We start from the raw sequence: 11,872 nt of genomic DNA, 5'->3' as shown, positions 1-11,872 counted from the left end.
CACTTGTCACCATGAGCACAGAGGCGCCGACCGACAACCGCGCCAGCATCCTCCTGGTCGACGACATGGAGGACAACCTGATGGCCCTGGAGGCGGTCCTGGGCTCCCTCAACGAGCCGCTCGTGCGGGCCCGTTCCGGGGAGGAGGCGATGAAGGCGCTGCTGCGGCAGCGGTTCGCCGTGATCCTCCTGGACGTGCGGATGCCGGGCATGGACGGCTTCGAGACGGCGTCCAACATCAAGCGCCTCGACCAGACGAAGGACGTGCCGATCATCTTCCTGACCGGCACGGACAACGACGCGGGCTACGCCTTCCGCGGCTACGCGACCGGCGCGGCGGACTACCTCACCAAGCCCTTCGACCCCTGGGTGCTGCGCGCCAAGGTCACCGTCTTCCTCGAACTGCACCGCAAGAACCAGCAGTTGGAGCGCATGCTGGCGCGCGAGCAGGTGCAGTTCGACGAACTGTCCGAACGGCTGTCCGCGATCGAGCGACATATGGCGGCCAGCAGCCTGACCGACGTACTGGAACTGCGCCACCACGTGGCGCACATGGAGGAACTGCTGCGGGAGATGCGGCGCGTGCGGGGCACATGAGCGCTGCGGGGCACGTGATGGCTGCGGGGCACGTGATGGCTGCGGGGCGCGCGAGCACAGGGGCCCCGCCCGTGTGCGCGTTCACGCCCCGCGCGCGCCCGCGTGCGCTCAGGCCTCGCGCGAGCCCGCGTACATCTCCTCGATCAGCGACTTGTACTCGCGCTCCACGACCGGCCGCTTCAGCTTCAGGCTGGGCGTCAGCTCGCCGTGCTCGACGTCGAGGTCACGGGGCAGCAGCTTGAACTTCTTGACGGTCTGCCAGCGCTGCAGGCCGTCGTTGAGCTGCTTCACGTACCCCTCGATGAGCGTGACCGTCGCCGGGGCCGCGATCACCTCGGCGTAGGACTTGCCGCCGAGGCCGTTCTCCTCGGCCCAGCCCAGGATCGACGGCTCGTCGAGGGCGATGAGCGCGGTGCAGAAGTTCCGGTCGGCGCCGTGCACGAGGATGTTGGAGACGTACGGGCACACGGCCTTGAACTGGCCCTCGACCTCGGCGGGCGCGATGTACTTGCCGCCGGAGGTCTTGATCAGGTCCTTCTTGCGGTCGGTGATCCGCAGATAGCCGTCGGGGGACAGCTCCCCGATGTCGCCGGTGTGGAACCAGCCGTCGGACTCCAGGACCTCGGCCGTCTTGTCGGGCTGGTCGTGGTAGCCCTCCATCACGCCGGGGCTGCGCAGCAGGATCTCGCCGTCGTCCGCGATCCGCACCTCGGTGCCGGGCAGCGGCTTGCCGACGGTCCCGGTGCGGTACGCCTCGCCGGGGTTCACGAAGGACGCGGCGGAGGTCTCGGTGAGGCCGTAGCCCTCCAGGATGTGGATGCCCGCGCCCGCGAAGAAGTACCCGATATCGGGCGCGAGCGCCGCCGACCCGGACACCGCGGCCCGCAGCCGGCCGCCGAAGGCCTCCCGCAGCTTGCTGTAGACGAGCTTGTCGGCGACCGAGTGCTTGGCGCCGAGCCCGAACGGCACCGAGGCCACCCCGGTCCTGCGGAAGTTGTCCTGGCTGGTCTTCGCGTACTCCCTGGCGACCTCCGCCGCCCACTGGAAGATCTTGAACTTCGCGCCGCCGCCGGCCCGCGCCTTGGCCGCGACGCCGTTGTAGACCTTCTCGAAGATGCGCGGCACGGCGGCCATGTACGTCGGCTGCACCATCGGCAGGTTCTCGATGATCTTGTCCACGCGGCCGTCCACTGCGGTGACGTGGCCGAGCTCGATCTGCCCGCTGGTCAGCACCTTGCCGAAGACGTGCGCGAGCGGCAGCCACAGGTACTGCACGTCCTCGGACGTGAGCAGCCCCGTCGCCGCGATGGCCTTCGCCATGTACGACCAGTTGTCCTGCGGCAGCCGCACGCCCTTGGGGCGGCCCGTGGTCCCCGACGTATAGATGATGGTCGCGAGGTGATCGGACCTGATCGCGTCGATGCGCTCCTTGACCGCCTGCGGGTTCTTCTCCAGATAGGCGGCGCCCCGGGCCTCCAGGTCGGCCAGCGTGAGCACCCAGCCCTCGGGGTCGTCGGCGACCGGCTCGACACCCTCGGCGTCGAACACCACCACGTGCTTCAGCTCGGGCAGGTTCGCCCGCTGCGCCCGCGCCTTCGCCAGCTGCTCGACGTCGTCCGCGATCAGGACGCGGCTGCCGGAGTCACCGAGGATGAACGCGGACTCCTCGGCGTTGGTCTGCGGATACACCGTCGTCGTGGCCGCTCCGGCGCACAGGATGGCGAGGTCGGCGAGGATCCACTCGACGCGGGTCGCGGAGGCGAGCGCCACCCGGTCCTCGGGGTTCAGGCCCAGGTCGACCAGGCCGGCCGCGATGGCGAAGACCCGCTCGGAGGCCTCCGCCCAGCTCAGCGCCCGCCACTCGTCGGGCCCCTCGCCGGACGCCGCCGGCACGGGATAGCGGTAGGCCTCGGCGTCGGGTGTGGCCGCGACCCGTTCCAGGAAGAGGTGCGCCACGGAAGGCGGACGGTTCTCGATCAAGGTCTGTGTGTCGCTCACGACATCCTCCGGGCCCGCGACGGTGCGTCCTGACGGTGCGTTCCTACTGCTGCATGGCTGAGGTCGCTGCGCTCCCGTGCCTCTCCGGGCACTTGTTTAACTTGCGAGTAACCTACGAGCAGTGATCAGAGTAAAGGCCGGACGCCCTGTGCGTAAGGGGCTGCAGCCTGTCACTTCCTACAGCTTCGGCGGCGGTGAACCCACAGAGCACCTGCCCGCCAGGCGGACAGGTGCTCTGCGTACGACACGGAACGGCGCGCGGGGGCGCCGGGGGGCGCGGGGCTACTTCTTCTTGCCGGAGCCCTCGTCGCTGGACAGCACCGCGATGAAGGCCTCCTGCGGGACCTCCACGGAGCCGACCATCTTCATCCGCTTCTTGCCTTCCTTCTGCTTCTCCAGCAGCTTGCGCTTACGCGAGATGTCACCGCCGTAGCACTTGGCGAGGACGTCCTTGCGGATGGCGCGGATGGTCTCGCGGGCGATGACCCGGGAGCCGATCGCGGCCTGCACCGGCACCTCGAACGCCTGCCGCGGGATCAGCTCGCGCAGCTTGGCGACGAGCCGCACACCGTACGCGTACGCCGCGTCCTTGTGCGTGATCGCCGAGAACGCGTCGACCTTGTCGCCGTGCAGCAGGATGTCGACCTTGACGAGCTGCGCGGACTGCTCGCCCGTGGGCTCGTAGTCCAGCGAGGCGTATCCGCGCGTCTTGGACTTCAGCTGGTCGAAGAAGTCGAAGACGATCTCCGCGAGCGGCAGCGTGTACCGGATCTCGACGCGGTCCTCGGACAGGTAGTCCATGCCGAGCAGCGTGCCGCGCCGGTTCTGGCACAGCTCCATGATCGAGCCGATGAACTCCGACGGGGCGAGGATGGTCGCCCGCACGACGGGCTCGTACACCTCGTCGATCTTGCCTTCGGGGAACTCGCTCGGGTTGGTGACGACGTGCTCGGTGCCGTCCTCCATGATCACGCGGTAGACCACGTTCGGCGCGGTGGCGATCAGGTCGAGCCCGAACTCGCGCTCCAGGCGCTCCCGGATCACGTCCAGGTGCAGCAGGCCGAGGAAGCCGACACGGAAGCCGAAGCCGAGCGCGGCGGACGTCTCCGGCTCGTACACCAGCGCGGCGTCGTTGAGCTGCAGCTTGTCCAGGGCGTCGCGCAGCTCCGGGTAGTCCGAGCCGTCCAGCGGATAGAGCCCGGAGAACACCATCGGCTTGGGGTCCTTGTAGCCGCCGAGCGGCTCCGTGGCGCCCTTGTGCAGGGAGGTGATCGTGTCACCGACCTTGGACTGGCGGACGTCCTTCACACCGGTGATCAGATAGCCCACCTCGCCCACGCCGAGGCCGTCGGCGGCGAGCATCTCGGGCGAGTTCGTCCCGATCTCCAGGAGCTCGTGCGTCGCGCCCGTCGACATCATCCGGATCCGCTCACGCTTGTTGAGCTGGCCGTCGACGACTCGTACGTACGTCACCACGCCCCGGTACGAGTCGTACACCGAGTCGAAGATCATCGCGCGGGCGGGCGCGTCCTTGACGCCGACCGGCGGCGGGACCTCGGCGACGACCTTGTCGAGCAGCGCCTCCACGCCGAGGCCGGTCTTCGCGGAGACCTTCAGCACGTCGTCCGGGTCGCAGCCGATGAGGTTGGCCAGCTCCTCGGAGAACTTCTCGGGCTGGGCCGCCGGCAGGTCGATCTTGTTGAGCACCGGAACGATCTTGAGGTCGTTCTCCATCGCCAGATACAGGTTGGCGAGGGTCTGCGCCTCGATGCCCTGGGCCGCGTCGACCAGGAGGACCGTGCCCTCGCAGGCCGCGAGCGAACGGGAGACCTCATAGGTGAAGTCCACGTGGCCGGGGGTGTCGATCATGTTCAGGATGTGCGTCGTGCCCTCGTCGGGGCCCTCGGTGGGGGCCCAGGGCAGACGCACGGCCTGGGACTTGATCGTGATTCCGCGCTCGCGCTCGATGTCCATCCGGTCGAGGTACTGGGCGCGCATCTGGCGCTGCTCGACCACGCCGGTCAGCTGCAGCATGCGGTCGGCGAGCGTGGACTTGCCGTGGTCGATGTGCGCGATGATGCAGAAATTGCGGATCAGAGCCGGGTCGGTACGGCTCGGCGCGGGCACATTCTTAGGGGTCGCGGGCACGCAGGGTCCTGTCTCTTGAGGCGCCTTATGCCTCGGGTCGGATCGATACGTAGCCTCCATCGTCCCACGGGTGGGCCCCGAGGATCGGTTTGGGCCGGTCGCAGGGCGGCTGGTAACGTGGGCAGCTGTGTCTCTCAGCCCTCTCGCCGGGTGGCACATGTCAGAGAAATCAGCAGTACCTGAACCTGAGAAGGCTCTTTCGTGGCGAACATCAAGTCCCAGATCAAGCGGAACAAGACCAACGAGAAGGCGCGCCAGCGCAACAAGGCCGTCAAGTCCTCGCTGAAGACCGCGATCCGCAAGGCCCGCGAGGCCGTTGCCTCCGGTGACACCCAGAAGGCGACCGAGCTGACCCGCGAGGCCTCGCGCCAGCTCGACAAGGCCGTCTCCAAGGGCGTCATCCACAAGAACCAGGCCGCCAACAAGAAGTCGGCGCTTGCTTCGAAGGCCGCGTCCCTCTAAGGCCGACCAGTGATGTAACCGCCGGGAGGACCAGAGCGGGCCCTCTCTCATCCGCTCCCGACCGGCACCCCGATCCACACGCGGCCTGCGTTCGCCACGCGGGTGTGGATCTTGAAGAGCTTGAGCTTGACCGAAGGCCCCGTGCGCTGCCCTTCCCCAGGGTGGTGGGCGGGGTCTTTCGGGTTTGGGGGGCTTTCGGGTTTGGGGGTGGGCTCAGTCCGGGGTCCGGGGCGGAGCCCCGGTTTCGGGAAGGGGCGGGATCGGGGAAGAAAAAACCCGCCGCAACGGCGAGCAACCCCAAACAACCGCCCTCGGCGGTGCCAACCCACCCCGCCCTCCCCCGGAGGGACCCCCTACGCCCGGCGAAGCCGAGCAGCCCGCGCAACAGCGACGACAGCCTTCTCCAGGGCGTACGCAGGATCATCCCCGCCCCCCTTGACGCCCGCGTCAGCCTCCGCACAGGCCCGCAGAGCCACAGCAACCCCGTCCGGCGTCCACCCCCGCATCTGCTGCCGCACCCGATCGATCTTCCACGGCGGCATCCCCAGCTCCCGAGCAAGATCAGCGGGCCGCCCCCCGCGCGCGGACGACAGCTTCCCGATGGCCCGCACCCCCTGCGCCAACGCCGAAGTGATCATCACGGGCGCGACCCCGGTCGCGAGGGACCACCGCAACGCCTCCAGGGCCTCCGCGGCCCGCCCCTCCACGGCCCGGTCGGCCACGGTGAAGCTGGACGCCTCCGCCCGCCCCGTGTAGTACCGCCCGACGACCGCCTCGTCGATCGTGCCCTCGACATCCGCGACGAGCTGCGCCGCTGCGGACGCAAGCTCCCGCAGATCGCTGCCGATGGAGTCGACCAGGGCCTGGCACGCCTCGGGCGTCGCCGACCGCCCGAGCGCCCGGAACTCACCGCGCACGAAGGACAGCCGGTCCGCGGCCTTGGTCATCTTCGGGCAGGCCACCTCCCGCGCCCCCACCTTGCGCGCGGCGTCGAGCAGCCCCTTGCCCTTGGCGCCACCCGCGTGCAGCAGCACCAGGGTGATCTCCTCGACGGGAGCCCCCAGATACCCCTTCACGTCCTTGACCGTGTCCGCCGACAGGTCCTGCGCATTGCGTACGACGACGACCTTGCGCTCGGCGAACAGCGACGGGCTGGTCAGCTCGGCGAGCGTGCCGGGCCCCAGCTGGTCGGGCGTGAGGTCACGGACATCGGTGTCGGCGTCCGCGGCCCGCGCGGCGGCGACGACCTCCTGCACGGCGCGGTCGAGCAGCAGGTCCTCCTGCCCCACGGCGACCGTGACAGGAGCGAGCGGATTGTCGTTTGCGTTCTTCCTGGCCATCGCGGTCAAGCATCCCACGCACCACTGACAGCTCGGGCCGACGCGGCACCCTGCGGGCACGGGCGGACATCGCCGTATCGGAGAATGGGCAGGTGACCGACGTACGACATGTCCTGGTGCTGCCCGACCGCGACGCCGCCGAGCAACTCGCCGAAGAACTCCCCGACCGCTTCGGCGTCCCCGACGAACCCCAGCTCGTCCGGGACGCGCTGGCCGGCGAGGACGACGCGGAGGACGCCCAGTGGCTGGTGGTCGTCGAGGACCCCGAGAGCCGCCTCGACCCGAAGGAACTGGACGCGCTGGCAGCCGAGTTCGAGGGCTGGCTGGAGGCGCCCTAGGGCTGGGCCGGACCAGGGCAGGTCCGGCGGGTCGGCGCGGCGGTGCCCGAAGCGGCGAGCCGGGGCTCAGGCCTTGGGACAGAGCGGCGAGCCCGGGCTCAGGCCTTGGGCAGGACCTGGATGTCCAGCTCGATGGTGATGCTGGCGCCGACCGCCGCGATCCCCCGGGCGAGCATCGTCTGCCACGTGATCGTGAAGTCGTCGCGGTGCAGCTCGGTCGTCGCCCGGCACGCGGCCCGCGTCTCCCCTTCCAGGCCGTGCCCGACGCCCAGGTACTCCGTGTCCAGGGTGACCGTCCGCGTCACGCCGTGCAGCGACAGCGCGCCCGTGATCGCCCAGCGCGCACCGCCCTTGTGCACGAACTTGTCGCTGTAGAACTCCATCGTCGGGAACCGCGCCACGTCCAGGAAATCACCCGACCGCAAATGGTCGTCGCGCATCTTCACGGCCGTGTCGATGGAGGACGCGTCGATGACGACGTGCATCGCGGAGTCCTCCATCCGCTCGGCCAGACGTATCGCCCCCGCGAACGTGTTGAACCGGCCATGGATCCGCGCGAGCCCGATGTGCCGCGCCGTGAACGCGATCGAGGAGTGCATCGGGTCGATGTCCCAGTCCCCGGACTCCGGCAGCCCCGGGAGCTGCGCGATCTGCAGCGTCACGTCCCCCATCGACGCGTGCGCGCCGTCGCCCACCGTGATGTTCGCCCGGTACGGCGTGAACCCCTCCGCCGCCACCGCGAGCCGGTACTCCCCCGCCGGAACCGTCGCCACGAACGACCCGAACGGATCCGTCCCACCACTGACGATCTTGCGGCCCATGGTGTCGCTGACCGAGAGCTCCGCGTGCCGCACCGCCTCGTTGACGGGGTCGAGCACCCGACAGCTGAGCACCCCCGCACCGGTCGGCACCGTCATCGCCGACAGCGGCCCGGACCGCCCGCCCCGGCCCCAACGGTTTCCCAGCCAACGGCCGAACACTGCGACACACCCCGCACGCCTTGACAACACCTGCAACGAAAAGGCATTCGATCACCGTTGCGGCATTCGATGCAAACGCAACCACTTCAACAGGAACATTGCGGAATTACCCGGAGCGCCAGCACTGTCCCACTGACCCCAATTAACAGTTCCGCCCCACTTCGCCTGTCCCTCCCTCCTGCTCTCCCTTCTCCCCCCCGGGGGGCCCTCCCCCTCCCCCCCCACCCCACCCCGTCGCCGTCGCGACCCCGCCCCTGCCCCTGCCTCCACCCACGCCCTGGCCTCACCTGCACGGCCAGGGCGTGCCCCACCCCTCACCTGCGCGTCGCCACCCCCAGCTCCGCCGCACCGGCCTCGCCCTCGCCCGCGCCCGGGGCCCTCCTCAGCGGCCCCGCTCGCGCTCCGGCGCGTCCTCCGGTCACCGCGATGGCGCCGCTCGTGTCCGTCCGCAGCACCTGCGCTCCCCCGGCCTGCAGCGCCGCGACCGTCCGGGGTGAGGGGTGTCCGTACGGGTTGTCCTCGCCGCACGAGACCAGCGCGAGCCGTGGTCCGGCTCGTCGCAACAGCAACGGGTCCTGGTACGCCGACCCGTGATGCGCGACCTTCAGTACGTCCACCCGTGGCAGCGCGGCGCCCGCCGGGGTGCGCAACAGGGCTCGCTGGGACGGGGGTTCCAGGTCGCCGAGCAGGAGCAGGGTGAGCCCCGCGACCCGCGCGAGGAGGGTGACGCTGGCGTCGTTCGGCCCCTCCGGCCGCGCCCCCGGGCCGGGTGGCGGCCAGAGCACCTGCCACTCCAGTGGCCCGGCACGTCTCCGCTCCCCGGCGACGGCCCGCGTCAGGGGAATCCTCCGCGCGGCCGCCTGCGCGCGCACGAACTCGGCCTGCCCCGGTGGCTCCTGGAACCCCGTCGTCTGGATCGCCCCCACCGACCGCCCCCGCAGCACCCCGGGCAGCCCCGCCACATGATCCGCGTGAAAGTGCGTCAGCAGCACCAACGGCACCCGTGTGACACCGAGGGAGCGCAGACACCGGTCGACGAGCACGGGATCGGGTCCCGCGTCGACGACCACCCCTGCACCCCCGCCCGCAGCGAGCACGGTCGCGTCCCCCTGGCCCACATCGCACATCACCATGCGCCACCCCTGCGGCGGCCAGCCCGCGATGACCCGGGTGAGGGGCGGAGGTTGAACGACCGCCAGCAGGAGCAGCAGCACGCATCCCGCGCTCAGCCATGGATGCCGGGCGAGCCTGCGGCAGGCCAGGACCACACCGACGGTGACGATCGCGAGCAGCAGTGCCCCGCTCCAACTGCCCGGCCAGTCGATCCCGTTCCCCGGCAGCGCCGCCCCCGTCCGGGCGATCCCCGCGATCCAGCCCACCGGCCAACTCGCGCACCACGTGAGCACTTTGGCCACCGGCATCGCCACCGGCGCCACCGCGAGCGCCGCGAACCCCAGCACTGTGGCGGGCGCGACAGCGAACTCCGCGAGCAGGTTGCACGGCACCGCGACCAGGCTCACCCGCGCCGCGAGCACCGCCACGACCGGCGCGCACACCGCCTGCGCCGCCGCCGCGGCCGCCAGCGCCTCGGCCGGCCGCCCCGGTATGCCGCGCCGTCGCATCGCCGCACTCCACCTCGGTGCCAGCGTCAGCAGCGCCCCCGTCGCCAGGACGGACAGCAGGAAGCCGTAACTCCGCGACAGCCAAGGGTCGTACAGCACGAGCAGCAGCACCGCCGCGGCCAGCGCGGGCAGCAGCGATCTGCGTCGGCCCGTGCCGATGGCCAGCAGCACGATCAGACCGCAGGCCGCCGCCCTCAGCACACTCGGCTCCGGTCTGCACACGATGACGAACCCGAGTGTCAGCCCGCCGCCGAGCAGCGCCGTCGTGCGCAGCGGAATGCCCAACCTCGGGGCGAGCCCACGCCGTTCCGCGCGGTGAGCCGTGCCGGGCGGTCCGATGAGCAGCGCCAGGACGATGGTGAGGTTCGCCCCGCTGACCGCGAGGAGGTGGGTGAGGTCGGTCGCGCGGAACGCCTCGTCCAGGTCCGGCGGCACCCGCGAGGTGTCCCCGATCACCAGCCCGGGCAGCAGCGCGCGGGCGTCTGGGGGCAGACCGTCCGTCGCCTCCCGCAGGCCCGCCCTCAGGTCCCCCGCGAACCTCTGCGTCGCCGACGGCGCCTCGACCACGTGCGGCGCCTGCCCCTCGGGCACCCGCAGTACCGCCGCGATCTTCTCGCTGTCCGACCACGGCACCGCGAGGCTCCCGCGCACCCGCAGCCGCGTGGACGGCAGCAGGTCCAGCCACGGCGACCCTCGCGGCCGCGCGTCCGTGCCCCCGGTGCGTACGCCTTCCGGCGGGCCGTCGGCTCCGGCCCGGCCGACACGATCGCCGGCACCGTCATCATCGTCAGCGCTGTCAGTACCACCAGCGCTGTCAGCGCCACCAGCACCGTCTGAGCTGCGTCCGTCATTCGGCCGCCAGGGCGCCTGCCCCGAGGTCGTGGTGCCTCTCTCCCCCGGCTTCGTCCTCTCGCCCGACCTCTTCTCCTCCTTCCTCTCCTCGCGCACGATGACCAGTACCGGCGCCCGCGTCCCGCTCGTGGTCCCGTCGGCCTCCTTGACGCGGACGACCTCCCCGTTCAGCACGATGGACGGCGGAGCCGCGCGGTCCCCGGTCACCCGAGGGCGCGTACGGCGCGGGTCCGACGTCACCTCCACCTCCGCCGTCACCTCGGCGTACCGCTCAGCGAGCTCGGGCACGGGGCCGCGGTGCAGGTCCGCCCCGTGCAGCCCGGCCGAGGCCGCCGATGCCGCGGCGCAGAGCAGGACGGCGGCCACGCTCACGCGGCCCCATGCGAAGCGGCCCGTTCTCCGGGGCCGGGCACGCTCTCCCGTCCGGGCGTGGACGGCCCCGGTGTGGACGCCCCCGGCGCGGGCACGTCCGTCCCCGCATCCCCACGCGGTCCACGTCACCAGGAGCACTCCGGCGACCACTACGCAGACCACGACCACGCCGACCACCACACGGGGTGGGGCGTCCAGTGCGAGGGCCGCCGCTGCCCAGGCCGCGAGGGCGGGTGGCACCAGGCGAAGGTCGGCGGGGCCCTCCTGGCGCGGGTCGTCAGGGCCGATCCGGTGCCGGTCGGGCCCACGGGGGCGGGCGGAATCTGCCCGCGGGGCGGTCGCCCGACGCCTCGTGAACGTCCCCGCGCCACTTGTTCCCGCGCCCCTCGCCGCCGTCTCCCCGCTCCTCATGGCCGCACGAGGTTCTGCAGGTCGGCGAACCGCTTCTCGCCGATGCCGTTCACTTCCCGGAGTTCGTCCACCGAGCGGAATCCCCCGTGCTCCGTGCGGTAGTCGATGATGTGCTGCGCCAGGACCGGGCCCACCCCGGGCAGGGTGTCCAGTTGCTCGGCGGTGGCGGTGTTGAGCCCCACCGGTCCTGCGGCCGCGCCGGCGCTCCCTGTCGGTCCGGCCGCCGTACCCCCGGCCGCCGGTCCGGGGCCGGAGCCCGGCGGGGCGGCCGACGCGGAGCCCTGTTCCGGTGGCACGGGGCCGCCCACCACGATCTGCTCGCCGTCGATGAGGAGCCGGGCGCGGTTGAGGCCGTCCGTCTTCGTGCCGGGTCGGACCCCGCCCGCCTCCCGCAGCGCGTCGGCCACCCGGGACCCTGCCGGCAGTCGTTGCACACCGGGTCTGCGGACCTTCCCCCTGACGTCCACGACGACGCCCTCCGCCGCGCCCGTGCCGCTGCCCGCACCGGTGGCGTCGCCCGGCGCGCCCTGAGGGAGTCCGCCGTCGGGCGCGGGCGGCGTCCCGGGTGACGGGGACGGCCCTGGCCCGCTGCCGGGTCCCGTCGCTTCCCCCACCACGTCCGGTGCCCGGACCGACTGTGTCCGCCCGGTCCAGAAGTGCTGCGCCGCGAAGACCGCGGCCACGATCAGGACCAGGCCGAGCGCGATGACGCTCCGCCGCTCCAGGCCGCATCGCAACCGGAGCCAGAGTGGC

Annotated in this window: 9 protein-coding genes; 3 read left to right on the top strand and 6 right to left on the bottom strand. The window is 71.4% G+C overall.

Annotated features, from left to right (window positions below):
- The first annotated feature begins 11 nt into the window (after positions 1 to 11).
- Positions 12 to 596 carry a two-component system response regulator gene (locus tag AB6L24_RS06730; RefSeq protein ID WP_380857012.1) on the top strand — a complete coding sequence of 195 codons (585 nt, stop codon included), beginning with the start codon at positions 12 to 14 and terminating at the stop codon, positions 594 to 596.
- A gap of 108 nt (positions 597 to 704) precedes the next feature.
- On the opposite strand, the gene AB6L24_RS06725 is transcribed toward AB6L24_RS06730, so the two are convergent.
- Positions 705 to 2,594, bottom strand: a complete 1,890-nt coding sequence (locus tag AB6L24_RS06725; protein WP_405653187.1) for an AMP-dependent synthetase/ligase — start codon at positions 2,592 to 2,594, stop codon at positions 705 to 707.
- 282 nt (positions 2,595 to 2,876) lie between these two features.
- The gene (gene lepA / locus AB6L24_RS06720) at positions 2,877 to 4,742 is read right to left on the bottom strand and encodes a translation elongation factor 4 (RefSeq protein ID WP_380857006.1); all 1,866 of its coding nucleotides are present in this window, start codon (positions 4,740 to 4,742) and stop codon (positions 2,877 to 2,879) included.
- Between the two features lie 201 nt (positions 4,743 to 4,943).
- On the opposite strand from lepA, the gene rpsT reads away from it, so the two are divergent.
- Positions 4,944 to 5,204, top strand: coding sequence for a 30S ribosomal protein S20 (gene rpsT, locus AB6L24_RS06715; protein WP_030357727.1), 261 nt, complete (start codon positions 4,944 to 4,946; stop codon positions 5,202 to 5,204).
- Positions 5,205 to 5,557: 353 nt separating this feature from the next.
- Here the strand turns inward: rpsT and holA are convergent, their stop codons facing one another.
- Positions 5,558 to 6,544, bottom strand: a complete 987-nt coding sequence (holA, locus tag AB6L24_RS06710; protein ID WP_380857001.1) for a DNA polymerase III subunit delta — start codon at positions 6,542 to 6,544, stop codon at positions 5,558 to 5,560.
- 92 nt (positions 6,545 to 6,636) lie between these two features.
- Between holA and AB6L24_RS06705 the strand changes: the two genes are divergently transcribed.
- Positions 6,637 to 6,882, top strand: coding sequence for a hypothetical protein (locus AB6L24_RS06705; protein WP_030357729.1), 246 nt, complete (start codon positions 6,637 to 6,639; stop codon positions 6,880 to 6,882).
- Between the two features lie 98 nt (positions 6,883 to 6,980).
- On the opposite strand, the gene AB6L24_RS06700 is transcribed toward AB6L24_RS06705, so the two are convergent.
- The 3 genes from AB6L24_RS06700 to AB6L24_RS06690 all read right to left on the bottom strand — a co-directional run bounded on the left by AB6L24_RS06700 (position 6,981) and on the right by AB6L24_RS06690 (position 11,856).
- Positions 6,981 to 7,862, bottom strand: a complete 882-nt coding sequence (locus AB6L24_RS06700; protein WP_405653182.1) for a YceI family protein — start codon at positions 7,860 to 7,862, stop codon at positions 6,981 to 6,983.
- Between the two features lie 314 nt (positions 7,863 to 8,176).
- Complete coding sequence (locus tag AB6L24_RS06695) at positions 8,177 to 10,948, bottom strand: ComEC/Rec2 family competence protein (RefSeq protein ID WP_405653179.1); 2,772 nt, start codon at positions 10,946 to 10,948, stop codon at positions 8,177 to 8,179.
- Positions 10,949 to 11,115: 167 nt separating this feature from the next.
- Positions 11,116 to 11,856: a helix-hairpin-helix domain-containing protein gene (locus tag AB6L24_RS06690; RefSeq protein WP_405653177.1), complete on the bottom strand. Its 741-nt coding sequence runs from the start codon at positions 11,854 to 11,856 to the stop codon at positions 11,116 to 11,118.
- Positions 11,857 to 11,872: the final 16 nt, after the last annotated feature.

Origin of the sequence: Streptomyces sp. RK9, assembly GCF_045070545.1 — a bacterium.
GTDB classification, from domain to species: domain Bacteria; phylum Actinomycetota; class Actinomycetes; order Streptomycetales; family Streptomycetaceae; genus Streptomyces; species Streptomyces alboflavus.
This window is presented reverse-complemented; position numbering and strand designations above follow the sequence as displayed.